General features: G+C 67.5%; 20 protein-coding genes and 2 tRNA genes. 17 read left to right on the top strand and 5 right to left on the bottom strand.

What is annotated here, in order from left to right; translation table 11 throughout:
• Positions 1-240: 240 nt before the first annotated feature.
• Positions 241-705 (bottom strand): L,D-transpeptidase, encoded by a 465-nt coding sequence (locus CKO41_RS12215; RefSeq protein ID WP_338115578.1) that lies wholly within the window; start codon positions 703-705, stop codon positions 241-243.
• A 281-nt stretch (positions 706-986) separates the two neighbouring features.
• Between CKO41_RS12215 and CKO41_RS12210 the strand changes: the two genes are divergently transcribed.
• The 14 genes from CKO41_RS12210 to CKO41_RS12145 all read left to right on the top strand — a co-directional run bounded on the left by CKO41_RS12210 (position 987) and on the right by CKO41_RS12145 (position 16,267).
• Positions 987-1,451, top strand: coding sequence for an Rrf2 family transcriptional regulator (locus CKO41_RS12210; protein WP_200249707.1), 465 nt, complete (start codon positions 987-989; stop codon positions 1,449-1,451).
• A 352-nt stretch (positions 1,452-1,803) separates the two neighbouring features.
• On the top strand, positions 1,804-2,730 hold the full coding sequence (gene prmB, locus CKO41_RS12205) for a 50S ribosomal protein L3 N(5)-glutamine methyltransferase (RefSeq protein WP_200249708.1): 927 nt from the start codon (positions 1,804-1,806) through the stop codon (positions 2,728-2,730).
• A complete protein-coding gene (locus CKO41_RS12200) occupies positions 2,727-3,044 on the top strand; it encodes a general secretion pathway protein GspF (protein WP_200249709.1) in 318 nt (105 codons plus the stop codon). The genes prmB and CKO41_RS12200 overlap by 4 nt, the downstream gene beginning before the upstream one ends.
• 80 nt (positions 3,045-3,124) lie before the next feature.
• Positions 3,125-4,510, top strand: a complete 1,386-nt coding sequence (hemN, locus tag CKO41_RS12195) for an oxygen-independent coproporphyrinogen III oxidase (protein ID WP_200249710.1) — start codon at positions 3,125-3,127, stop codon at positions 4,508-4,510.
• 17 nt (positions 4,511-4,527) lie between these two features.
• Positions 4,528-6,120, top strand: coding sequence for a long-chain-fatty-acid--CoA ligase (locus CKO41_RS12190; RefSeq protein WP_338115577.1), 1,593 nt, complete (start codon positions 4,528-4,530; stop codon positions 6,118-6,120).
• 311 nt (positions 6,121-6,431) lie between these two features.
• On the top strand, positions 6,432-7,718 hold the full coding sequence (tig, locus tag CKO41_RS12185) for a trigger factor (protein ID WP_338115576.1): 1,287 nt from the start codon (positions 6,432-6,434) through the stop codon (positions 7,716-7,718).
• Between the two features lie 58 nt (positions 7,719-7,776).
• Positions 7,777-8,403, top strand: a complete 627-nt coding sequence (clpP, locus tag CKO41_RS12180; RefSeq protein ID WP_274607540.1) for an ATP-dependent Clp endopeptidase proteolytic subunit ClpP — start codon at positions 7,777-7,779, stop codon at positions 8,401-8,403.
• Between the two features lie 178 nt (positions 8,404-8,581).
• The gene (gene clpX, locus CKO41_RS12175) at positions 8,582-9,853 is read left to right on the top strand and encodes an ATP-dependent Clp protease ATP-binding subunit ClpX (protein ID WP_200249712.1); all 1,272 of its coding nucleotides are present in this window, start codon (positions 8,582-8,584) and stop codon (positions 9,851-9,853) included.
• Positions 9,854-10,152: 299 nt separating this feature from the next.
• Entirely contained in the window at positions 10,153-12,585 is a 2,433-nt protein-coding gene (gene lon, locus CKO41_RS12170) for an endopeptidase La (protein WP_200382457.1), read from the top strand.
• A 210-nt stretch (positions 12,586-12,795) separates the two neighbouring features.
• Positions 12,796-13,098, top strand: coding sequence for an HU family DNA-binding protein (locus tag CKO41_RS12165; protein ID WP_338113714.1), 303 nt, complete (start codon positions 12,796-12,798; stop codon positions 13,096-13,098).
• Between the two features lie 14 nt (positions 13,099-13,112).
• A tRNA-Val gene (locus CKO41_RS12160) sits at positions 13,113-13,188 on the top strand.
• Positions 13,189-13,256: 68 nt separating this feature from the next.
• Positions 13,257-13,333: transfer RNA gene (locus CKO41_RS12155), tRNA-Asp, on the top strand.
• Between the two features lie 78 nt (positions 13,334-13,411).
• The gene (locus CKO41_RS12150; protein WP_200249716.1) at positions 13,412-15,340 is read left to right on the top strand and encodes a SurA N-terminal domain-containing protein; all 1,929 of its coding nucleotides are present in this window, start codon (positions 13,412-13,414) and stop codon (positions 15,338-15,340) included.
• Positions 15,341-15,490: 150 nt separating this feature from the next.
• Positions 15,491-16,267 (top strand): enoyl-ACP reductase FabI, encoded by a 777-nt coding sequence (locus CKO41_RS12145; protein WP_200249717.1) that lies wholly within the window; start codon positions 15,491-15,493, stop codon positions 16,265-16,267.
• 522 nt (positions 16,268-16,789) lie between these two features.
• Here the strand turns inward: CKO41_RS12145 and CKO41_RS12140 are convergent.
• From CKO41_RS12140 to CKO41_RS12130, 3 genes are read right to left on the bottom strand one after another with little or no spacing between them, the layout of a single operon-like run.
• Positions 16,790-18,511, bottom strand: coding sequence for an acyl-CoA dehydrogenase family protein (locus CKO41_RS12140; RefSeq protein ID WP_200249718.1), 1,722 nt, complete (start codon positions 18,509-18,511; stop codon positions 16,790-16,792).
• Between the two features lie 7 nt (positions 18,512-18,518).
• Entirely contained in the window at positions 18,519-19,538 is a 1,020-nt protein-coding gene (locus CKO41_RS12135; protein ID WP_200382455.1) for an electron transfer flavoprotein subunit alpha/FixB family protein, read from the bottom strand.
• 5 nt (positions 19,539-19,543) lie between these two features.
• Positions 19,544-20,434: an electron transfer flavoprotein subunit beta/FixA family protein gene (locus CKO41_RS12130; RefSeq protein WP_200249720.1), complete on the bottom strand. Its 891-nt coding sequence runs from the start codon at positions 20,432-20,434 to the stop codon at positions 19,544-19,546.
• 712 nt (positions 20,435-21,146) lie between these two features.
• Here CKO41_RS12130 and CKO41_RS12125 point away from each other — a divergent pair.
• Positions 21,147-21,878, top strand: a complete 732-nt coding sequence (locus tag CKO41_RS12125) for a retropepsin-like aspartic protease family protein (protein WP_200382453.1) — start codon at positions 21,147-21,149, stop codon at positions 21,876-21,878.
• A 51-nt stretch (positions 21,879-21,929) separates the two neighbouring features.
• Here CKO41_RS12125 and CKO41_RS12120 read toward each other — a convergent pair whose 3' ends face one another.
• Positions 21,930-22,793: a M90 family metallopeptidase gene (locus CKO41_RS12120; protein WP_200382451.1), complete on the bottom strand. Its 864-nt coding sequence runs from the start codon at positions 22,791-22,793 to the stop codon at positions 21,930-21,932.
• A gap of 548 nt (positions 22,794-23,341) precedes the next feature.
• Between CKO41_RS12120 and CKO41_RS12115 the strand changes: the two genes are divergently transcribed.
• A complete protein-coding gene (locus tag CKO41_RS12115; RefSeq protein ID WP_420826477.1) occupies positions 23,342-24,121 on the top strand; it encodes a c-type cytochrome in 780 nt (259 codons plus the stop codon).
• A 182-nt stretch (positions 24,122-24,303) separates the two neighbouring features.
• Entirely contained in the window at positions 24,304-25,086 is a 783-nt protein-coding gene (locus CKO41_RS12110; protein ID WP_200249726.1) for an endonuclease/exonuclease/phosphatase family protein, read from the top strand.
• Positions 25,087-25,133 lie beyond the last annotated feature (47 nt).

Here is a 25,133-nt window from a genome sequence, read left to right as displayed (position 1 = left end):
GTCATCGCGCGACTTGGCGTCGATCACGATGGCGCCGATGTCCTGTTCACCGAGCTGCAATTGCGGGTTGATGATCTCGCGCATGGGAATTGGGAATGAACGAAGTTTTGCGGATCCAATACCATCATTGCCACGACCGGCGGTCTTCCGCCACCCCTGGCGAGGAACAATCAGACAGTTAGCGACGGCGCCGTGCCTGCCGGCGATTTCCGGCCACTCGACTTCCGGTGCCGGATTCGATTATAAGGCATTGTTCCTGCTATTGAAAACGACTTTCCGTCCAGGCACGAAGTAGGGTCCGTGGAATTGCAGCGAGTAGGGCATTGGGGTCGGGCGGTTGAAGTAGTTCGTGTAGCTGCCGGAGCGCTTGTTGGCATCCTTGCTCAAGACGCGAAAATCCCCGCTCGGGGTCGGGTGTGCCGCGGAGCCGCTGGAGATGGGGCCGCTGACGATCACCCTGTCGTCCTCGAGGTATTCGAAGGTCTGCGAGCCCAGGTAGATGCCCAGCGCCCGCTTGCGCGCCGGTGGCAGCGCGTAGCGTGGATCGTCTTCCGCCCGGCGGGGTCCCTGGCCAGGCGTGGGAGTGCCTGCGACGGAGGTTGGTGACGGCTCGGCGGTAGCGCGCTCGGGATACGCGGCCCGATGGGCGCAACTGCTGAGGCCCCACGCCAGCGTCAACAGGGCGAAGAGGGCGAGCTTCGGCACGAACAACAGTAGACGCCTCGCGCTCGATGGCGATGCCAGTGGTGCGCTCGGGGTCGACCCTGAGCGCGCCGGATAGCTCGATGACCACCTGACCATACCACGATCGCGCCTGCCCGGGTGCGCGTCCGGCAAGGCCCGAGGCGGGCGAAAATTTTTCAGAAACATCACTTGTGTTCCGGTTGGGCGGCTCCATACTTGAGTGACACGCTTGGTTATTGTCGGGCGCAGGATCCGGCAGGCGTGGGTTACTGTCGCTTGCACTGAACACAGGGCACCAGATCATGAGACTATCGACGAAAGGCAGATACGCGGTGACGGCAATGCTGGATTTGGCGCTGGCCGCAGGGAAGGGTCCGATCACCCTGGCGGACATTTCCGTGAACCAGGGTATCTCCCTGTCTTATCTGGAGCAGCTCTTCGCCGCGTTGCGCAGCAAGCAGCTGGTTCGCGGCGTCCGTGGTCCGGGCGGGGGCTACTACCTGGCCAAGTCCGCGGAGGAGATCTCGATCGCCGACATCATCTGCGCGGTCGACGAATGGGTCGAGTTCACCCGCTGCGGCGGCCGCGAGAACTGTCGCGAGGGCAAACGCTGCCTCACCCACAGCCTGTGGGACCAACTCAGCGACGAGATCTTCCATTTCCTGAGCGGGATCACGTTGGCCGACCTGGTGCGCCGCGGTGGTGGCGAGTCGCTCGAGGTCGCGGTCCCGGACATGGGCACCGAACGAAAGCGGCGGGCCGCATGAGGTCGGCGGCGGTGCCCGATCATGCGGTGGTCGCCGGCCTTCGCCCGGCGGCGCCGCATGATCCTGCGGTTCGTGCGCTTTTCGCGCGTGAGCCCCGTTTTCGCGCCGGCTGAAGGCGATGGCGGGGACGTGATATGATCGCCGACCGGTCGGCCCTTCGGGGTCGTCGAGCAGCGATGGCCGCCCAGCCGGTTTCAAGTAATTTCTGCCACAAGGTCCTTCGGGGCACCCTTGGGGAGGTCCGGGGTCTGGCGGAATCGCCCGCGGCGGGGCTCGGTCGACGATTCGCGCGGCTGTCCGTGCGCGGGTCGATATCATCCGCCGGGGACGAGCGCGAAAGGTTTCAAGATCGATGACCGGTCAGCCCGAGGGGCTCATCAGTATCCAGGATTTCATCCGCTGGGGGGCCAGTCGCTTCAACCAGGCCGGCCTCTTCTTCGGCCATGGCAGCGACAATGCGCTCGACGAAGCGGCCGAACTCGTCCTCTTCGCGCTGCACCTGCCGGCCGACTTCCCCGGCGCCTATCGCGACTGCCGCCTGACGCCCGATGAGCGTGCCACCGTCGCAGCGCTGATCGAGCGACGCGTCCGCGAACGCTGCCCGGCGGCCTATCTGACGGGGCGGGCGCGTTTCGCCGGACTCGAGTTCCTGGTTACCGAGGACGTCCTGGTGCCGCGCTCGCCGCTCGCCGAACTCGTCGAGGACGGCTTCGCCCCCTGGTTCGACCCGGAGCGGGTCGGCCGCGTACTGGACCTCTGTGCCGGTAGCGGTTGCATCGGGATTGCCGCCGCCGCCTATTTGCCGGATGCGCAGGTCGATCTCGTCGACGTCTCGCCTGGGGCGCTGGCCGTCGCGGCCGCCAACGTCGCGCGTCACGATCTGGCCGACCGCGTGCGGGTCGTCGAATCCGATCTGTTCGCTGCCCTCGCCGGGCAACGTTATGACCTGATCGTCTCCAACCCCCCCTATGTCGCTGCCGAGGAGCTGGCGGCCTTGCCGGCCGAGTATCGGGCCGAGCCGTCGCTCGGCCTGGCCGGCGGTGACGACGGCCTCGACCTGGTGCGGGAGATCCTGCGCCAGGCTCCGGCGCACCTCGCCCCGGATGGGGTGCTGATCGTCGAGGTCGGTAGCAGCGCGGACACCCTGGTCGAGCAGTTCCCCGACGTCCCGTTCACCTGGCTCGAGTTTGCCCGTGGCGGCGACGGCGTCTTCCTGTTGACGCGCGAGCAACTCCTCGCCGACGCGCCGTCCTTCGTCGCGGCGGGGCGGCGGCCATGAGCTTGCGGCGCGCCAGTTCGGTCGACGAGTATGTCGACTGGATCCGCGCGGCGGTCGCCGAGGTCGAGGATCTGCGCGACCGCCTGGAGTTCGGGCAGACGGACGGGGCGTCGCTGCCGGTCTTCCTCGCCCCGCTCGAGGCGGGCGTGAAGGCCATCGAGCGTGCCATGCGCGACGGGAGTTACCGCTTCGGGCGCGAGGACCTCGCCTTCATCGACCTGATCGCCGAACATTCGGCGCAGATTCCGTTCCACTCGCTGCTCGAGCAGATCGACGAGACCCACCGCCGCGGGCTGGATCTCGAGGGTACCTGAGGCCGCCGGCCGCGCGAGACCCCTCACGCGGCGCCGGCGCCCGGGCAGACGCCAATCACCCCATCAAGCACAGGCTGGACATGGACCAAAGCATCACCTTCGATCTCGACCTGATTCGCCGTTACGATCAAAGCGGTCCGCGCTACACCTCTTACCCGACCGCGGTCGAGTTCCACCCAGGGTTCACCGCCGACACCTACGCCGAGGCCTGTCGCAACAGCAACGCGAGCGGACGCGCGCTGTCGCTCTACTTCCACATCCCGTTCTGCGACACGGTCTGCTTCTACTGCGCCTGCAACAAGATCGCGACCAAGGACCGCTCGCTCGCGCAGCCCTACCTCGAGCGCGTCTACCGCGAACTGGCCCTCCAGGGGGCCCTGTTCGACCGCTCGCGACGCGTCGAGCAGCTGCACTGGGGCGGCGGCACCCCGACCTTCATCAGCCACGACCAGATGGTCGAGCTGATGGAGCAGACCCGCAAGCACTTCACGCTGGCCGACGACGACAGCGGCGAGTTCTCGATCGAGATCGACCCGCGCGAGGCGACGCCGGAGACGATCGCCCTGCTGCGACGCATCGGCTTCAACCGGATGAGCCTTGGCGTGCAGGACTTCGACCCGCGCGTCCAGGAGGCGGTCAACCGCATCCAGGCCGAGGCCGACACGATGGCGGTGCTCGGGGCGGCCCGCGACCAGGGCTTCCGCTCGATCAGCATCGACCTGATCTACGGCCTGCCGTTTCAGACCGTCGAGAGCTTCGACGAGACCCTCGCGCGGGTCATCGATTGTGGCCCGGATCGCCTCTCGGTCTTCAACTACGCCCACCTGCCGGAGCGCTTCAAGCCGCAGCGGCGCATCAACCCCGAGGACCTGCCGCGCCCCGAGGTCAAGCTGGATATCCTCCAGGCGACGATCGAGCGGCTGACCTCGTCGGGTTATGTCTACATCGGCATGGACCACTTCGCGCGGCCCAACGACGAGTTGGCGCTGGCCCAGCGCGACGGGACCCTGTACCGCAACTTCCAGGGCTACTCGACCCATGCGCACTGCGACCTGGTCGGGATCGGCGTGACCTCGATCGGCATGGTCGGCAGCACCTATGCCCAGAACGAGCGGACGATCGACGAGTATCACGCGGCGATCGACGCCGGGCGACTGGCGGTCTTCCGCGGCGTCGGTCTGAGCCGCGACGACGAGATCCGCCGCGACGTCATCACCCGGCTGATCTGTCACTTCCATCTGCCGTTCGCCGCCGTCGAGGAGCGCTGGGGCCTGCGCTTCGCCGACTACTTCGCGGCCGATCTCGCCCGGCTCGAGCCGATGATCGCCGACGGTCTGATCGCGGTCGACGGCGAGGGCATCGACGTGTTGCCGCGTGGGCGCCTGCTGATCCGCAACATCTGCATGGCCTTCGATGCCTATCTGGCCAACAAGGAGGGGCCGGTGGGCTTCTCGAAGGTCATCTGACCGGCGAGCGTCCCGCCGTGCGCGAGCAGATGGGCGTGTCGCCGAGCACGGATGGGCCCGCCCCGGGGGGCGTCCCCGAGGCCTTCCGTGCGGTGGCGCGTCGCTCGGCCGCCGCGCCCTGCCTCGTCGGCGACTTCCCGGCCTGGACCTTCGCCCGCCTCGATCGCGCCTCGGATCGCGTCGCCGCCGGGCTCGTCGCCGGCGGCGTGGGGCCGGGGGAGCGGGTCGGTCTCCTGTGTTCGAACGGCCCCGAGTTCGCCGCCCTCTATCTCGGCATCCTCAAGGCCGGCGCGACCGTCGTCCCGCTCAATCTGCGCCTGAGCCCGAAGGAGCTCGCCTTCATCCTCGCCGACGCGGGGGTCGCGGCCCTCTGCTGGGACGAGGAGTTGGCCGAGATCGCCGAGCACCCGGCGCTCGCCGCGCTGGCGTTGGTGGCCCGCGTGCGGATCGCCGCGGCCGGGTCGCCGGAGGGGCCGGTGCTGACGGGCTTGCCGGATGTCGCTGGCGAGCCCCCCGAGCGGCCTTGTGCGCCACAGGACGCCGCGGCCATCCTCTACACCTCGGGCACCACCGGGCGGCCGAAGGGGGCGGTGCTGACCCACGGCAATCTGGTCTCCAATGCCCGGGCCGTGGCCGCGGCGTTGGGCCTGCGGGCCGGCGAGGACCGCGTCCTGGTCGTGCTGCCGATGTTCCACGCCTTCGCCGCGACCGTCGGCATGCTCGCGCCGCTCCTGCAGGGCGCGGCCCTGGTGCCGTTGGCGCGCTTCGAGCCGGTCCTCGTCAGCGAGGCGATCGGTGCCCACGGTGCGACCGTCTTCCTCGGCGTGCCGAGCATGTATCACCTGCTGTTGCGGGTCGCCGAGGCGGTGCGCGGGCGCTGGCGGTCGGTGCGGTTCTGCGTCTCCGGCGGTGCCGCCATGCCGCAGGCGCTGCTACGAGCGTTCGAGGAGGGTTTTGCCGTACCGATCCTGGAGGGCGACGGACCGACGGAGTGTTCGCCGGTCACCTGCGTCAATCCGGTGGCCGGCGTGCGCAAGCCCGGCTCGGTCGGTCTGCCGCTGCCGGGGGTGGAGATGACGATCCGCGACCCGGCCGGGGCGGCGCTGCCGGTGGGCGAACTCGGCGAGGTCTGCGTGCGCGGCCCGAACGTGATGCGCGGCTACTGGCGCCTGCCCGACGCGACCCGCGAGGCCTTCTTCGAGGACTGGTTCCGCACCGGTGACCTCGGTTATCGCGATGAGGACGGCTACTTCTATCTGGTCGACCGCCTCAAGGATATGATCATCACCAACGGCGCGAACGTCTATCCGCGGATGATCGAAGAGGTCCTCTACCGCCACCCGACGATCCTCGAGGCGGCCGTCGTCGGCGAGCCGCATCGCCTGCACGGCGAGGTGCCGATCGCCCACGTCGTCGTCCCGCCTGGGGCCGACCTGCGCGAGGCCGACCTGCGCGCCTGGTGCCGCGAGAGCCTCGGGGCCTACGAGGTGCCGCGCCGCTTCGTCTTCCATGAGGCCCTGCCGAAGAACGCGGCCGGCAAGATCCTCAAGCGCGAGCTGCGCCGGGGTGGCGAGGTCGAGCGAGGGGTCGATCTGCCCGGCGACGCCTGACCGTCCGGTTCCGGCCGGCCCCGTCGCTTGCCGTCGCGGCCAAGCGCGCTTTTCCGGGTGCCTCTGGCCGGTGAAGTCGTTATACTGTCTCGCTTTGCGTGCGTCCCGGTCCCGTTTTCGCCCCGTGCGCGGCGCGGGCCGCTCGTGTCGGCGGAGGCTCGGGCGCCGCTCGATCTTCGTGTCCTGCGGGACGTCCCGGGCGGTAGCGGCCGGGTACGGTGCGGCGGGATTCTCTGAAAACACGTGTCTCACGACCGGATCGGCATGCTCGCCGGCCGGCGTGGCGGGGGAGTTTGGCAATGCAGGTGTCAGTGGAAACCGGTGAAGGCCTCCAGCGGCGCATGAAGGTCGCCCTGCCGGCCGAGCAGATCGAGGCGGAGCTCGACAAGCGCCTGAAGGAGCTGGCCCGCACGGCCCGGCTGTCGGGCTTTCGTCCGGGCAAGGTGCCCCTGCAGGTGCTGCGCCGGCGCTATCAGGACCAACTGCGCCACGAGATCATCGGCGATTTGGTGCCCTCGGTCTTCGCCGAGGCCATCACGCAGGAATCGCTCAATATGGCCGGGCGCCCGACCATCGAGCCGCTCGTCTCGCCCGCTGACGGACAGTACGGCTTCACGGCCGTCTTCGAGGTCTTCCCCGAGATCGAGCTCGCCGATCTCGCCGGCCGGACCGTCCGGCGACCGCAGGTCGAGGTGACCGACGCCGATGTCGACGAGGTCGTCCAGCGGCTGCGCGAGCAGCGCAAGACTTGGCAGGCGGTCGAGCGTCCGGCCCAGGCCAAGGACCGAGTCGTCGTCGACTACCAAGGCCAGATCGACGGGGCCGATTTCGACAGCGGCAAGGGCAGCGACGTGCCGGTCGAACTCGGCAGCGGCCGCCTGATGGCAGGCTTCGAGGAGGGCCTGGTCGGGGCCGGCGCAGGCGAGGAGCGTGACCTCGAACTCACCTTCCCCGAGGACCATCCGAACTCGCTCCTCCAGGGCAAGACGGCCCGGTTCGCGGTCACCGTCAAGGAGGTCAGCGAACCCGTGCTGCCCGAGGTCGACGAGGCCTTCGTGCAGAGCTTCGGCATCGCCGAGGGCGGGGTCGAGAAGCTCTATCGCGACGTGCGCGAGAACCTCGAGCGCGAACGGCGTCAGCGTACGGCGGCGCGCGTGAAGTCCGAGGTCATGGATGTCCTGATGGAGACCCACAGCGTCGCGCTCCCCGAGGCGCTGCTCCGCGACGAGATCCAGTCGCTCAAGAAGCAGGCCACCGAGGGGTTGCAGGGCGCCGGCAAGATCGAACTGCCGGACGAGCTCTTCGAGGACGCGGCCCGGCGGCGCGTGACCCTCGGACTGATCCTGCGCGAGATCGTCCAGCGCCGGGAGATCCAGGTCGATGCCGATCGGGTCAGGGCCGCGGTCGAGGACCTCGCGGCCAGCTACGAGTCGCCCGAGGAGGTGATCCGCTACTACTATGCCGATCCCAAGCGCTTGGCGGCGATCGAATCGCAGGTCATGGAGGATCAGGTCGTCGATGCGCTGCTCGCCTCGTTGACCGTCGAGGAGGTGCCGATGAGTTTCCATGAGCTGGCCTCGGCGCAGGCCGAGGCTTGATCGGCGGGCGCGCTACCGCTATATGACAAGGGCACGAGCCATGAGCAACGAGGCCGGTATGAGTGATTGGAGCCCCCAGGGGCTTGGGTTGATCCCGATCGTCGTGGAGCAGACCGCCCGCGGCGAGCGCTCCTACGACATCTACTCGCGCCTGCTGAAGGAGCGGGTGATCTTCCTGGTCGGGCCGATCGAGGATCACATGGCCAACCTGGTCGTGGCCCAGTTGCTGTTCCTCGAATCGGAGAATCCCGACAAGGATATCCACCTCTATATCAATTCCCCGGGCGGCGCGGTGACGGCCGGGCTGGCCATCTATGACACGATGCGCTTCGTCCGTCCCGATGTCAGCACTATGTGCATCGGCCAGGCGGCGAGCATGGGGGCGCTGCTGTTGGCCGGCGGCACCAAGGGCAAGCGGTTCTGTCTGCCGCATTCGCGGATGATGATCCACCAGCCGTTGGGCGGCTTCCAGGGGCAGGCGACCGATATCGACATCCATGCCCGCGAGATCCTCTTCATCCGCGAACGGCTCAACCAGATCCTCGCCCACCACACGGGCCAGACGGTGGAGAAGATCGCCGACGACACCGAGCGTGACCGCTTCATGGGCGGCGAGGCGGCGGTCGAATACGGACTCGTCGACCGCGTCCTGAGCGAGCGTCCGACCCTGGCGAAGAACAGCTGAGCGCGGCGTCTCCGCGGCGCGATGCCGCGACGGCGTCGGCGCCCGGTGATCGCGTCGCCGGTCGCGGCGCGCGGAGGCGTTGCCTTGCGAATCGGTTGCAAACGGTTATGATTGGGCCAATGAGACCAATGGATGGTGGGCCCGATCCAGCCCCTGACCTAGCGGAGATGCAGCCTCGATGAGTGGTAGCAATCACGGTAAGAGCGACGACGGCAAGCTGTTGTACTGTTCCTTCTGCGGCAAGAGCCAGCACGAGGTGCGCAAGCTGATCGCCGGGCCGTCGGTCTTCATCTGCGACGAGTGTGTCGAGCTCTGTAACGACATCATCCGCGAGGAGATGCAGGAGAGCGTCGGGGCGGCCGCGAGCAAGCTCCCGAAGCCGCATGACATCAAGCACAGCCTCGATCAGTACGTGATCGGCCAGGAGCGGGCCAAGAAGGTACTGTCGGTGGCCGTGTACAACCACTACAAGCGTCTGGAGATCTCCGAGGCCAAGGAGGAGATCGAGATCGCCAAGAGCAATATCCTGCTCATCGGCCCGACCGGTTCGGGCAAGACGCTGCTGGCCGAGACGCTCGCGCGCCTGCTCAACGTCCCCTTCACGATCGCCGACGCGACGACGCTGACCGAGGCCGGCTACGTCGGCGAGGACGTCGAGAACATCATTCAGAAGCTCTTGCAGAAGTGCGACTATGATGTCGAGAAGGCCCAGACCGGTATCGTCTACATCGACGAGATCGACAAGATCTCGCGCAAGTCGGACAACCCTTCGATCACCCGCGACGTCTCCGGCGAGGGCGTCCAGCAGGCCCTGCTGAAGCTGATCGAAGGTACGGTCGCGGCGGTGCCCCCGCAGGGCGGACGCAAGCACCCGCAGCAGGAGTTCCTCCAGGTCGACACCTCGAACATCCTGTTCATCGTCGGCGGCGCCTTCGCCGGGCTCGACAAGGTCATCCGTAACCGCTCGCGCAAGGGTGGGATCGGCTTCTCGGCCGAGGTGCACAGCGCCAACGACGAGCGCAACGTCGGCGAGGTCCTGAGCCTCGTGGAGCCCGAGGACCTGATCCGCTACGGCCTGATCCCCGAGTTCGTCGGCCGCCTGCCGGTCATGGCGACCCTCGACGAACTCGACGAGGCGGCCCTGATGCGTATCCTGACCGAGCCGAAGAATGCCCTCGTCAAGCAGTACGGCCGTCTCTTCGAGATGGAGGGCTGCGAACTCGATCTGCGCGACAACGCCCTCCGGGCGATCGCGGCGAAGGCGATGGAGCGCAAGACCGGGGCGCGGGGCCTGCGCACGATCATGGAGCAGGTCCTGCTCGATATCATGTACGAGTTGCCGTCGATGGAGAGCGTGAGCAAGATCGTCGTCGACGAGTCCGTGATCGCCGGCGAGAACCCGCCCTTCATCCTCTATGACGGCGTCGAGAAGCGCGCCGCGGCGGATTGACGTCCGAGCGCGCCCCGTCCTCGCGTTTCGGTCAGACATCCCATGCCGGGCGGCAGCGGGCTTCGACCGCCGCCCCGCATGTCGGACGCCGCGTTCGGCGCCGCCCCGTGCGGCCGGCGGCCTGCGGCGGCTGCACCCCTTCGAGGTCTGGGTCTCGTTGAAGTCCCGCGGCCAAGCCCAATAGTCGTCGACTTCCGCTGACTGTCTCCCCCGGTCGCTGGCCGCGCCGGCCCGGCGGGGTCCCGCGACTCGGGGCCGACGCGGTGCGAACGTCCACCATTTTCCGAGTAAGAGATCCCATGGCCCAGAAAGACACCCACGCCAGCGTCGATACGATTCAAGACGTGCCGGTACTGCCACTGCGCGATGTGGTGGTCTATCCACACATGGTGATCCCCTTGTTCGTCGGCCGGGACAAGTCGATCAAGGCCCTCGATGCCGCGATGGCCAGCGAGAAGCAGATCCTGCTCATCGCCCAGAAGAGCGCTGAGGTCGACGACCCCGGCGTTGGCGACCTCCATCTGGTCGGCACCCTGGCCAACATCCTGCAACTGCTCAAGCTCCCGGATGGCACCGTCAAGGTCCTGGTCGAGGGCAATCAGCGGGGCCGGATCACGAGCTTCCTGACGACCGATGATGCCTTCTCGGCGAACATCGTCGCCCTGGAGGATCAGTTGGAGGCCGACGAGCGCGAGCAGGAGGTTCTGATGCGCTCGGCGATCGCGCTCTTCGACCAATACGTCAAGCTCAACAAGAAGGTGCCGCCGGAGGTCCTGACCTCGCTTTCGAGCATCGACGAGGCGGGGCGGCTCGCCGACACCATGGCTGCGCACATGTCGCTGAAGATCGACGAGAAGCAGCGCGTCCTGGAGATGCTCGATGTGCAGGCCCGGCTCGAGCACCTGATGGGCCTGATGGAGTCGGAGAACGACATCCTCCAGATGGAGAAGCGCATCCGCGGGCGCGTCAAGCGCCAGATGGAGAAGAACCAGCGCGAGTACTATCTCAACGAGCAGATGAAGGCGATCCAGAAGGAGCTCGGCGAGCTCGAGGAGGCGCCCAACGAGCTCGAGGACCTCGCCCGGCGGGTCGAAGAGGCGGGGATGCCCAAGGAGGTCAAGGCCAAGGCGCAGACCGAGCTCAACAAGCTCAAGCTGATGTCGCCGATGTCGGCCGAGGCGACGGTCGTGCGCAACTATCTCGATGCCCTGGTCAACGCGCCCTGGAAGGCGCGCACCCGCATACGCAACGACATCGCGATGGCCGAGCGGGTGCTGGAGACGGATCACTACGGCCTGGAGCGGGTCAAGGAGCGAATCCTCGAGTACCTCGCCGTCCAGCAGCGGGTGCGCAAGCTCAAGGGGCCGATCCTCTGTCTCGTCGGCCCGCCCGGCGTCGGCAAGACCTCGCTCGGCCAATCGATCGCCCGGGCGACCAATCGCAAGTTCGTGCGCATGTCGCTCGGCGGCGTGCGCGACGAGGCCGAGATCCGCGGCCACCGCCGCACCTACATCGGCGCCCTGCCGGGCAAGATCATCCAGAATCTCTCCAAGGTCGGCGCGCGCAACCCGCTGTTTCTGCTCGATGAGATCGACAAGATGGCGATGGACTTTCGCGGCGATCCGGCCTCGGCGCTGCTGGAGGTCCTCGATCCCGAGCAGAACCACACCTTCAACGACCACTACCTCGAGGTCGATTTCGACCTTTCCGAGGTGATGTTCGTCGCCACCGCCAATACCCTGAACATCCCCCCGGCGCTGCTCGATCGCATGGAGGTCATCCGCCTCTCGGGCTACACGGAGGACGAGAAGGTCGCGATCGCCGAGAAGTATCTGATCCCGAAGCAGATGAAGGTCAACGGCCTGAAGAAGGACGAGGTCGTCCTGCGCGGGACGGCACTGCGCGAGGTCATCCGCCACTACACGCGCGAGGCCGGCGTGCGCAATCTCGAGCGCGAGATCTCCAAGATCTGCCGCAAGGTGGTCAAGGAGATCCTGCTCAAGGAACGTACGACGAGCGTCGTCGTCACATCCAAGTCGATCGAGAAGTATCTGGGCGTGCGGCGTTATCGCTATGGACGGGCGGACGAGGTGGACCAGATCGGCCAGGTCACCGGGCTCGCCTGGACCGAGGTCGGCGGCGAGTTGCTGCGGATCGAGGCGGCCCTCGTGCCGGGCAAGGGCAAGTTCACCTACACGGGTCACCTCGGCGAGGTCATGCAGGAGTCGATGACGGTCGTGCGCAGCCGTGCCGAGGCGCTCGGCATCGATCTGGAGTTCCACCAGAAGTACGATGTCCACGTCCATGTCCCCGAGGGTGCCACCCCGAAGGACGGGCCGAGTGCCGGCGTGGCCATGTGCACGGCGCTGGTCTCGGCCCTGACCCGGGTGCCGGTGCGCTCGAGCGTCGCGATGACCGGCGAGATCACGCTGCGCGGCGAGGTGTTGCCGATCGGGGGACTCAAGGAGAAGCTCCTCGCGGCCCACCGCGGCGGCATCGAGATGGTCATCATCCCGCACGAGAACGAGCGGGACCTGATCGATATCCCGAAGAACATCAAACAGAACCTCGACATCCGTCCGGTCAGATGGATCGACGAGGTCCTCGCCCTGGCGCTCGGCGAACTGGCCAAACCCGGCGAAGAGGAGCCGAGCGCCAGCCCCGAGGCCGCTGCGTTGCCGGCGCCCAAGCGCGAGCGCAAGAAGGGCACTGGGGCGCGGACCCATCATTGACTGGGCCGGGGCCGCGCTGGTCCCGCGGTCCCGGCGGGGCGGAGATGGAATCTTCGACGGCGGGTATTGTCGTGACAGGCAGCGCCGTTTAGGATTGCCGCTATTCTCGTCTGCATCGGCCGCAGGTGATGTTTGCGGGTCGCTTGACAGGGTTGCGGACTGTCGGTTTTTGCGCGGCGCTCTCGTTTCGAACGGAGGTGCCGGAATCGGATTGTCACGGCGAAGCAAACAGGGGGGAGAATGAACAAATCGCAGCTCATCGAAAGGATGGCGGAAGCGGCAGATATCTCGAAGTCTGCGGCGGCGCGGGCGTTGGACGCGTTGACGGATTCGATCGCCGAGGGGCTCAAGAACGGCGAGACCATCTCTCTGATCGGTTTCGGGACCTTCTCGATCCGTGAGCGGGCCGCGCGCACCGGGCGCAATCCGCAGACCGGCGCGACCATCGAGATCGCAGCCTCGAAGACGCCGACATTCAAGGCTGGTAAAGCGCTCAAGGATGCCGTAAAATAACGTCCTCGTCCTTGGGGTGCTTAGCTCAGCCGGGAGAGCATCGCCCTTACAAGGCGAGGGTCGCAGGTTCGATCCCTGCAGCACCCACCATGCGCTTGGGCGTCACAAGCGCGGACGCGGCCAGCGTTCGCTGGGGCGCCAACAGGGGCTCAGTTTTTGGAGTGGTAGTTCAGTTGGTTAGAATACCGGCCTGTCACGCCGGGGGTCGCGGGTTCGAGTCCCGTCCACTCCGCCATCTTGCTTGAAGAGCGGGGTATCCGGTCCGGATACCCCGTTTTCGTTTGTCCTTTCATAACCTGCCTCCGTTTTGACCATGCTGCAAAGTATCCGAGAGCGCGCGCAGGGCTGGATCGCCTGGGTCATCGTCGTCCTGATCGCCATCCCCTTCGCCCTGTGGGGCATCGACTCCTATTTCCAGGGCGGGGGCAAGACGGTCGTGGCGAGCGTCGCCGGCCAGGACATCGCCCGGTCGGACTTCGAACGCCAACTGCAGAACACGCGCATGATGCTGCGCGAGCAGCTCGGTGCGGCCTACGATCCGGCACTCATCGATGACGGCGACCTGCGCCGCGAGGTGCTCGAGTCGATGATCCGCGACCTCCTGCTGCTCGAGCGCTCGCACCAAATGGGTCTAAGGGCGTCGAACGACGAGATCCGCATCGCGATCATGACCAACCCGGCATTTCAGGTCGACGGGCGCTTCGGCAAGGAGGCCTACGAGCGGACCCTGTCGATCCAGGGGTTGTCGCCTGCGCAGTTCGAGGCACGGCTGCGCCAGCGTCTGGTCGGCAGCCAGCTGGAGCGGGCGGTGCGCGCAAGCGAGTTGGTGACGGAGGCGGAACTCGACGAGGCCCTGCGGCTCCTCGGTCAGGAGCGCGAGGTGCGCTTCCTGCGGATCGAGGCGGCGGAGCTCGGCTCGGATGAGCCCTTCTCCGAGGCCGAGATCGCCGCCTACTACGACGCGCACGGAGCCCGGTTCGAGGTGCCCGAACAGGTCAAGCTGGAATACCTGCTGCTCGACGAGGAGGCCATTGCCGCCGCGGCGCCGCCGCCGAGCGACGCGGAGCTGCGGCAGCGCTACGAGGCCGAGCAGGCCCGTTTCGGCGAACCCGAGCGGCGCGTCGTTCGCCACATCCTGGTGGCGATACCGGGAGATGCCGAGGATGGCGAGGCGCAGGCGCGGCAGGCTGCCGAGTCCGCCCGCGAGCGGATCCTGGCCGGTGAGCCGTTCGAGGATGTCGCGCGCGCCGTCTCGGTCGATGCCGAGAGTGCCGCCAACGGCGGGCTGATCGGCGAGATCCAGGCGGGCCTGATGGATGCGTCCTTCGATGCGGCGGCCTTCGAGTTGCCGCAGGGGGAGGTCAGCGCCCCGGTGCGGACCCCGTTCGGCTACCACCTGATCCTCGTCGACGAGATCAAGTCGGCGAGCGTCGAGCCATTCGAGGAGGTTCGCGACCAACTGGTCGCCGAGGCCGCCGAGCAGCAGATCGAGGCCCTCTACTACGATTGGGCCGAGCGGCTGGCGACCATGACCTACGAGGCGGCCGATACCCTGGCCCCGGCCGCCGAGGCCCTCGGGTTGGAGATCCAGAGCAGCGATTGGGTGCCGCGCACCGGCGGCGAGGGTCTGCTCGGGCATCCGCGGGTCATCTCGGCCGCGTTCAGCGACGAGGTCGTGCGCGAGGGCTTGAATAGCGAGTTGATCGAGCCGGAGCGCGGCCGGTTCCAGGCGATCGTCCTGCGCGTCACCGATCATCGGGACGCGACCGTCCATCCGCTCGCCGACGTGCGCGAGGAGATCGTTGCCGCGCTGCGCGAGGAGCGTGCCCAGCGCGCCGCCGTGGCCCGCGCCGACGAACTGATCGCGCGCCTGGAGCAGGGCGCGAGCCTCGAGGACGTGGCGGGCGATTGGCCGGTGTCGGCATCCCGGACAGTGGGTCGCAACGCCCCGGGTCTGCCGGATGAGGTCCGCGCGTTGGCCTTCGATCTGCCGCGCCCTGGCGACGACGGGGCGAGCTACGGGCGAGTGGCGCTGCTCGACGGCGATGTCGCGGTGGTCGCCGTGACGCAGGTGATCGACGGCACGGGCGAGGACCTCGGGCCGGCCCAGCGGGTCCAGGAGGCCGATGCCCTCGGCGGTCTGATCGCCCGCGGCTATTTCGACCAGATGCTCGCCGACATGGCGGCCCGGGCCGAGATCGAGCGCAATCTCGGCGATGCCGGATCGGGGGCGGACGAGTAACCGTCAGCCCTGGCGGGCCGGCGGTGCCGGTCTCGCCGGGGCGGCCATCGATGCCGCTCGGTGTCCGGCCTTGCCTGGAGACCCTGGCGGTGGTAGCTTTTCCTTCTTTTTGACGGGGATTCGGGTAGCTATTCTACCCGTTTGTTAGCTATGGGTTTTCTGCAGAACAAACGCATCTTGGTGACGGGTGTCGCGAGCAATCGCTCGATCGCTTGGGGCTGCGCCGCGGCGATGCGCCGCGAAGGGGCCGAGATTGCCCTTACCTATCAGAACGACAAGCTCAAGGGCCGGGTCGAGGACTTCGCGGCCCAACTCGGTTGCGACATCGTCCTGCCGCTCGATGTCAGTACCGATTGGCAGATTGCCCACCTGTTCGGGACGTTGGGCGAGCACTGGGACGGTCTGGACGCCATCGTCCATTCGATCGCCTATGCCCCGCGCCATGAGCTCGAGGGAGACTACGTCGAGGCGCTGACGCGCGACGGCTTCACCGCCGCGCACGAGGTCTCATCCTACAGCTTCGGTGCCCTGGCCAAGGCCGCGCGGCCCATGATGGAGGGCCGGAACGGGGCGCTCCTGACGCTGAGCTTCATCGGCTCGGTGCGGGCCGTGCCTTACTACAATGTCATGGGTCTGGCCAAGGCGAGCCTGGAGGCCAATGTCCGCTATCTGGCCGCCTCCCTCGGTCCTCAGGGGACGCGGGTCAACGCCATCTCGGCCGGACCGATCCATACGTTGGCGGCATCGGGCATCTCGCACTTCCGTTCGATGCTCAAGCAGGTCGAGAAGCACGCCCCGCTGCGCCGTACCGTGACGGCCGAAGAGGTCGGCAATGCCGCGGCGTTCCTCTGCTCGGATCTGGCGAGCGGCGTCACCGGCGACGTCCTCTACGTCGACACCGGCTTTCACATCCTCGGGCTCGGCTGAGCTCTCGACTCCGACGGGCGCGTCCGCCTGCGGTACCGCTGGCCCGGGTCCGGGCCGTTCTCCGGCCTTCTTCGAGGGGGGCGGCTTGCCGCCCGCGCGGATCGCCGGCCCTGATCGCCCGCAAGCGCGTCCCCGTGCGGCCAACGCCCGCGCCGGCCGCCGTCGGGTTACGGCGCGCGCGAGCCTGTTCGTTCGCAGCGGCCGCCTCGCCAGCGCGCCTAACCCGACCTACGGGCCGTGCCGGTATCGCCGGGGCCGTAGAACGTAGGGCGGGAAAGCTTAGCGCATCCCGCCTTGCACTCGGGGCGTAAGCACTCGGGGCGCAACCCAACGGCCGGCAACTGTCGGGTTACGGCGAGCGTCGTGCGGGCGCGCCTAACCCGACCTACGGGCCGTGCCGGTATCGCCGGGGCCGTAGAACGTAGGGCGGGAAAGCGTAGCGCATCCCGCCTTGCACTCGGGGCGTAACCCGACGGCCGGCAACGCGGCCCCCGCCGTGGCCGTCGGGGCGGCGTGTCGCTCTCAAACGAGAACGTCTCCCGCGTAGAGCAGGTCGCCGAACAGGTCCTTCTTGATCGCCTCGGCGTTACGTCGGGCCTTGGCGGCTGCGCCGATGATGTAGCGGCGGGCGATGAACACCTTGCGGCTGTCGTCGGCCGCCTCGCCCATCAGTAGCCAGCCCGTGTAGAGGTAGCTGTACATCTCGACCAACTCCTTCGCGGCGACGCTCTGGAGTTGCTTGTCGGTCGTCTCCGTCACGTACTTCAGGCAGTCCAGGAACAGGACGCGCATCTCCTTGAGCTCGTCGGCCAGCCCCGCGAGCTTGCCCTGATTCTCGCGCTGCTCGCAGGCGTCGAAGTAGTCGGCCAGGGTGTCGTTGATGACCCCGCCGATCGCGGCGACGACCTGCAGCTGCGAGGTGCCCTCGTAGATGTTGGTGATCCGCGCGTCGCGGGTCAGGCGCTCGACGTTGAACTCCCGCATGTAGCCGGTACCACCGTGGATCTGGAGGGCGTCGTAGGTGATCCGGTTGGCGTTCTCGCTGAGCACGTACTTGGTCATCGGCGTGAGCAGCGCCGCCAGGCGGCTCGCCTCCTTGAGCCGGGCGCTCGCGTCCGTCGAATCCTTGCCGGCGGCCTTGAGGGTCTCGACGCGCTCCTCGAGCTTGTTGCGCAGGTCGACCCAGTGGCAGGTCGCGTAGAGCAGGGAGCGGTCGCTCTCCAGCGTCACGCGCATGTCCATCAGCATGTTCATGACGACCGGGATGTCGTAGATCGACTTGCCGAACTGCTCGCGCGCCTTGGCGTAGCGCAGGGCCTCGTCGTAGGCGGCTTGGGAGATCCCCAGGGCCTGGGCGGCGACCGCGAGGCGGGCGCCGTTCATCATGTCCATCACATACTTGATGAGGCCGAACTTGCGCTTGCCGATGAGCTGCGCCGGCGTGTCGTTGAATTGCAGCTCGCAGGTCGGCGAGCCGTGGATGCCGAGCTTGTTCTCGATGCGCCGGACCTTGACGCCGTCGCGCCCGTAGCAGGCGAACATGCTGAGCCCGCGGCCGTCCTTGGTGCCCGGTTCGGAGCGCGCCAAGACCAGCAGGATCTGGGCGTTGCCGTTGGTGATGAAGCGCTTGACGCCCTTGAGGCGCCACTGGCCCTCCTCGTCCTGGTAGGCCAGCATGTTGACAGCCTGCAGGTCGGAGCCCGCGTCCGGCTCGGTGAGGGCCATCGCGCCGGTCGCCTCGCCGCTTGCGAACTGAGGCAGGAACTCCGCGCGCTGCTCCTCGGTGCCGTACTTGTTGATGGTCTCGGAGATGTCCTGGAGGCCGAAGAGGTTCATCAGCGAGGCCTCGGCGCGCGAGACCATCTCGATCGCCATCGTGTAGATGGTCGTCGGCAGGTTGAGGCCGCCGTAGCGCCGCGGCAGCGTGAAGCCCATCAGCTCGGCCTCGGTGAACCGCTTGATGGCCTCTTGGATGCCCTTGGCATAGGTGACCTGGCCGTCGGCGAAGTGGCTCCCCTCCTCGTCGATCGCGGCGGCCTGCGGGGCGACCGTGTTCGCCGCGATGTCGCCGACGATCTCGAGCACCTTGCGGTAGTTGTCCAGGGCATCCTGGTAGTCGGTCGGCGCAAAATCGTATTGAGCGGCCTCGGTGTAGCCGTGCTCGGCGATGTCGACCACGTCCTCCAACTGCAACCGGTCGAACTGGAACAGGAGATCCGCGTTGTCGGTGAAATAATTGGCCATGGCTCGACTACTTCAGTTTGTGCTTGTAGGCGTCGATGAGCATCGGAATCACTTCCATGACGTCGCCGACGATGCGGTAGTGGCAGATGCCGAAGATGGGCGCATCCGGGTCCGAGTTGATGGCGATGATCTTGTTCGCATCCTGCATGCCGGCGCGGTGCTGGATCGCCCCCGAGATACCGCAGGCGATGTAGAGCTTGGGCCGCACGGTGACGCCCGTCTGCCCGACCTGGCGGTTGTGGTCGATGAAGCCGGCGTCGACCGCCGCGCGCGTGCCGGCGACCTCGCCGCCGATCAGGTGGGCGAGGTCGTAGAGGATCTGGAAGTTCTGGAAGTTGCCCATCCCGTAGCCGCCCGAGACGATGATGGGGGCGGCCTTGAGGTCGACCTTGTTCTCCTCGCGGTGACGCTCGATGATGCGCACCAACTCGTCGCAGTCCTCGGGCGTGTAGGGGATCGGCGCGATGTGGCCCGCGACCGGCTCGGCCAGCGGGATCTTCTCCATGACCCCCTCGCGCACGGTGGCCATCTGGACCGGCGAGTCCGGGCAGATGATGGTCGCGATGATGTTGCCGCCGAAGGCCGGGCGGATCTGGAGGAGGAGCTCGGCGTAGTCCTTGCGCAGATAGGTGACGTCGGCGATCTGGAGGTCCGTGCAGTCGGCGGTGAGGCCGCTCTGCGTGTGCGAGGCGACGCGCGGGGCCAGGTCGCGACCGACGAAGCTGGCGCCGAACAGGACGATGCGCGGCTGATGCTGGTCGACCAGTTCGCTGACGATGCGGCTGTAGGGCAGGGTGTTGTAGTGTCTCAGGCTCGGATGGTCGGCGAGCAGGACCTCGCTCGCCCCGTAGCGGAACAGCTCCTTCGCCAAGTCCCCGACGTCGTGGCCGATGAGCACGGCCTTGAGCTCGCCGCGCAGGTTCTCGGCCAGTTTGCGCCCCTTCGAGAGCAACTCCAGGCTGACATCGGCCGGTTGGCCGTCGCGCTGCTCGACGAACACCCAGACCTGCTGTTTCTTCTCATTCATAGGGATTATCCGAAGATGTGGTCGTCCATCAGTTTGTCGATCAGCGCGTACATCCCCTCCTTGTTGGCGGGTATCGTCTCGTGCTCGTTCGCGCCGAGGATGACCGAGTCGATCTTGTGGACCTTGGTCGGCGAGCCGGCGAGGCCGCAGCGGGCGAGGTCGACGTCCAGGTCATCGGCGGTCATGGTCTCGATGAAGAGACCCTTCGAGACATACTCCTCCTTGAGTTGATCGACATAGAGCAGCGAGTTGGCCTCGGCCATCTTCTCCAGTTCCAGCAGGGTGCGGGCATTCTTGAAGGCCATGACGCGCTTGGCCCGGCAGGGCCGCGGGGCCGCGGCGTCCTTGACGACCGTCACGAGCAGCGGCAGGGTGCCCTCGAGGACCTCGAAGCCCTGATCGATCTTGCGCCGGATCCGGATCTTCGGCCCGGCCGCGTCGAGGATGCCCTCGGCATAGGTGATCTGCGGCAGGCCGAGCTTCTCGGCGGTCTGCGGGCCGACCTGGGCCGTGTCGCCGTCGATCGCCTGGCGGCCGGCGAAGACGATGTCGAAGGGCTGGAGCTTGCGCAACGCCGCGGCCAGGACATAGGAGGTGGCCAGCGTGTCGGCCCCGGCGAAGCGCCGGTCGCTGATCAGGAAGGCCTCGTCGGCCCCCATGTACAGGCAGTCGCGCAGCAGGTCGGAGGCCTTCAGCGGCCCCATCGTCACGACCCGCACGGTGCCGCCGTAGCGGTCGCGCAGTTGCAGCGCGAGTTCCAACGCGACCTTGTCTTCGGGATTGAATACGGTGGGGAGCTTGCTGCGGTTGACGGTGCCGTCGGGCTTCATGACCTGGCCGGAGATATTGGCCGTATCGGGCACCTGTTTGACCATCACGACGGAATGGTAGCTCATGCTTCGCCTTCTGTTGGTACTGGGATCATCGAGCGATGGGCCCTTCGGAAGGCACGGGGACGAAGGCGCGGCGGGACGGCGCCGAGATCGGGACCGTCCGACGGTCGCAACGCCAGGAGGTCTTCGGTGCCCTCGAGGCGAACCGAAGACGGCGGCGGGCGGCGACCGCGCCTCTGCTTTTCGTCCTGGCCGCCTGCGCCCCTGGCAGACGGTCGGTGTCTCCCTACCCCCAGACCGGGGTGGGTGCATCACCCGGAAAAAAGCGCGGTTGGATTCTAACGCGATCCGCCCCCCTTGTCGCCTCGCGAGGCCGACCGGCCCAGGGTCGATCCCTTACTGATAGACGGGAGCATGCAGGCGAGTCCTACCAGCGGACTGCGCAGTCGTCGCCTGCGCCGGCAGGGGCTCGCTCGCGGGCGATCCGGGCGGGCGTCCGCGTGGGCGATCGCTGGCAAGCCGGCCCCTGCGGCGCGCAGTCGGCCGCCCAGGGGGGCGGTACGGGCTCGGGCGGCGCCGACTCGATCTCCCCGGGAGGCGGGGATTCGCCAACGCACCCAGACGAGGATCGACCGTCCACCCTTCCACCAGCTCGAAAAAGGCTGGGGGCTGTATCAGCCTCGAGGTCTGCCTTGCGGGGCGGTGGCACGGGGCTGGGCGAGCTGCTAGTCTTTCCGGCACTGCCGAGGTCCGTCCGCACCATCGGGGGGAGACCATGAGTTGCCTCGCCCGTCACCGCCGCGCCGCCCTGCTCGGCATCCTGTCGCTCGCCGTCGCCGCGGGCGCCGTCGCCGCCCGCGTCGAGGTCTCCGACGAGCTCGCCCGGCTTGCCGAGATCCATGGCTTCGACGTCACCGGCCTCACCGAGACGGTGGGCGGCTGGGGTCGGACCGACGACGGCCATCTGGGCGATCAGCTGCGCACGCTGCTCGCTGACTACGACTATGTCATCGTCGCCGCACCGGATGGCGGGGTGCGGCGTGTCATCATCTTGGGCGAGCGGGCCGCTTGGGTCCCCCCGCCCGCACCGGAGTCGTCGACCGATCGGGGCGAGGCGGGGATCGCGCTGCCGACGACCCGCCAGGGGTCGCAGCGTGCCGTCGTCGCCGAGCTGGAGGGCGCCGGCGGCCAGCGCCTCGAGCAGATGCTGCTGGTAGATACCGGGGCGGATTTCCTCGTCCTGCCCAGGTCGTTGCTCCCCTCACTCGGTATCGACGCCCAGGACCTGCGCGACCAGGAGGTGCAGACGGCCAATGGTCGGGTGACGGCCAAGATCGGCCGGCTGCCCGGCCTGTGGCTCGATAGGGAGCGCCTCGCCGACGTCGAGGCCGCCTTCATCGACGACGGCAAGCTCGGCGGCCACGCCCTGCTCGGCATGAATGTCCTCGGCCGCTACCGGATGACGATCGACGACGAACGCAGCGAGTTGCGTCTGTTCGATCGCTGACGCTGTCGGAGGCGTCGATCGATAGGTTGCAGCGGAGAATCGGAAAGGAAGTCAGCGGTCTGGCGTTCGGTCTGCGTCTTCGCCGGTCGCCTCGCGCGACCGACGAGGCGGGCTGCCTACCTCGCACGGGGTGCTTGCCGGGAGCGCAGGGAGCCGCGCGGCCGGGTCCTGGCGGTAGAATCGGGCGAACTGGGCATAGACCCGCGGATACTCGTCCCGCAGCCGCGCGGGTATCTCGAAGAAGGCCTCGCTCAGGACCGCGAAGAACTCTGCCGGCGACTCGGCGGCGTAGGGGTCGAGCGGCGTCTCCTCGCCGCATTCGACGCGGCGAACCAGGTCTTCGTAGGCGGTGCTGAGGTCTTCGGCCCAGTCCCGGTCGCTCATGCCCCGGTGCAGCGGCGGGTGCCCATTGGCGAGCCCGTTGCGCATGTCGAGCTTGTGGGCGAACTCGTGGATGACGAGGTTGTAGCCGTCGCGCACCGCGCCGGCCTCGACGTCCCCCCAGGACAGCACGACCGGTCCCCGTTCCCAGGCCTCGCCGCTCATCGGGCTGTCGTCGCGCCAGACCAGGCCGTTCTCGTCGGTCCACTCGTGGCGGGGCACGAATTCATCGGGATAGACGATCACCTGGTACCAGCCGCCGTACCATGGCAGCCCCAGTCGCAGGATCGGCAGGCAGGCCTGCAGCGCGATGGTCAAGCGCATCGGGTCGGTGAGTTCGATGCCGGCCGTGGCCGTGATGGTCTTCTCGCGCAGGAACAGGACCGCGAGGTCGCGCAACGCCGTGACCTCGGTGGCGTCGAGCCCCGCAAGCAGCGGCAGCTCGGCCCAGAACGGGTCCCAGGACGGCGGATCGAAGCGCCGATGGGCCCGCTCGAGGGTGCGTCGGCGCCACCAATGGCTCAGTCCGTTCAATGCGAGGCTCTCCTTCACGAGGGTTCGGGCCGACCGCGGCCAGGCGTCCCGGGACCGTGATGTCCGGCTCCCCGAGCCTGCCGGTCGAGGTCTCGCGCGAGTGGTCGACGGGCGCCGCTGCGAGGAAGGCAGCGGCATTGGTCGCAGGTGTTCGCGCGGGTGATGGGGGCTCGGACTTCCGGGATGGCCTTCATCGGGGGCTCGCTGATTCAGGGCGTTTCGACGGTGGAAAGCGAAAACCATCCCGTCCTTGGGGACGCATTATCCTAGAAGCGGCAGCTGGACGGCCTCTGAGATGCGTCCCGCGGGGTGTCCGGCAAGGCATAAGGAGGCGCAATCGCTGCGCTATTGCAACGAGTTGTAACACCGCCGAGCGCCGCGCGGGGCGTGCCTCGGGGGTCGGAGCGCCCCTCACCTCGCTGGTGAACCTGCGTCGCGCAAAGAGTCGATAGGATTTCCAAGACTTGAATCGATGGCGAAGCGGTCAGCTGCCGTTTCTAGGATTATCGCAGCCACCCGTCCTGTGGCGGAGCCGATCGTCCAATGCGATGCGTTGGGCCCGGACGATCGGCGACATGGCCTGTCTGTTTGACCAATATCCCCATATTCTGATATACATTCGCGAATTTTCCGGGCGCCCAGGCAACGGATCCGGGGCATCAGGTCTGGCGAAGGGCCGGTATCGATATTTCAGACACCAAGATCGGGCGATACGAGACATGAAGACACGGTTGATGATGGCGGCGGTTGTGGCAGCGCTGATTGGCGCCCCGATTCAGGCGGCGGATATGGCGGCCGGCGAGGCCAAGGCGAACCAGGTCTGCATGGCCTGTCATGGCCCGCAGGGCAATAGCATCGTGCCGATCTGGCCCAAGCTCGCCGGTCAGCATCCCGATTACATCTACAAGCAGCTGACCGAGTTCAAGAGCGGGGCCCGCGTCAACGCGCAGATGTCGCCGATGGCCGCGCCGCTGACCGAGGATGAGATGCGCGACGTCGCCGCCTACTATGCGGCACAGACCCAGACCGCGGGCGCCGCGGATCCGGAGAAGGCCGAGCTCGGCAAGCAGATCTACATGGCCGGCAATGCCGAGACCGGGGTGCCGGCCTGCAGTGGCTGCCATGGACCGCAAGGGTTGGGTCTGAATCTCGCCAAGTTCCCGCGCATCGCCGGTCAGCACGCCGATTACCTCGCCGCGACCCTGAAGTCTTTCCGCGCCTCTGAGCGGGCCAACGATCCCAACGCGATGATGCGTGGCAGCGCGGCGCGCCTGACCGACGATGAGATCGCGGCGCTCGCTCAGTATCTGCAGGGTCTGGGCCAGTAAGGTCGCTCGGGCGTTTCGGGCGGCGTCGGGTCGTCGGGGGCGCCCCGGTCGGTCTCCCCCGAGGCCGGGCCGGTCCAGCGGACCGGGCGGCGGATCCGATACCCCGCCTGGCCCTGCGGGATCCCGCGCCCGCGGCCGCTACGCAGGGGGCGGAACAGGGGGGTGGCGTTCGCCCCGGTGCCATGCAGCAGATCGACCTGCTCAGCTACAACATCCAGGCGGGGATCTATTCCCGCCAATACAGCGACTATTTGACCAATAGCTGGAAGCACCTCCTGCCGCACCGCGAGCGGCTCGCCAATCTGACCCGGATCGCGGTGTTGCTGCGCGGCTTCGATCTGGTCGGTCTCCAGGAGGTCGATGCCGGCAGTCTGCGCAGCGGCTACGTCGACCAGATCCAATATCTGGCCCATCGCAGCGGCTTCCCCCACTGGTACAGCCAGGTCAATCGCAACCTCGGGCTCCTGGCCCAACACAGCAACGGGCTCTTGAGTCGGCTGCGCCCGCAGCTGATCACCGAGCACAAGCTCCCCGGGCTGCCCGGGCGCGGCGCGGTCGTCGCCGAATTCCCGACCTCCGATGGCCGACGGCTCGCGGTCTGCGTCCTGCATCTGGCGCTCGGGCGGCGCGCGCGCGCGCTGCAGTTCGACTATCTAGGCGATCTGGCGCACCGCTATCCGTATCTGGTCATGATGGGCGACTTCAATTGCGGCTGCACCTCGAAGCACTTTCGCGCCCTCGTCGCCGGCCGCGGCCTGCGCGGCCTCGACTGCGGCCTGAAGACCTATCCGAGTTGGCGGCCGCGTCGCAATCTCGACCATGTGCTGACCTCCTCGGCGCTGCGCATCCTCGAGGCCAGGGTCCTCGACTACCCGCTCTCCGATCACCTGCCGCTGGCGGTGCGGGTCGCCCTGCCGCCGGGCGTGTCCTTGGTCGTGCCGGCCGCCGCGTCCTCCGCCGCTTGAGGGGACCTTGAAAAATTGCCATCCTGGCAATTTTTCAAGACGCATCC

Source organism: Thiococcus pfennigii, assembly GCF_016583835.1.
In the GTDB taxonomy this organism is placed as follows: domain Bacteria; phylum Pseudomonadota; class Gammaproteobacteria; order Chromatiales; family Chromatiaceae; genus Thiococcus; species Thiococcus pfennigii.
Note: the sequence above shows the minus strand (reverse complement) of the source record. Positions and strands in the feature narration are given on the sequence as shown.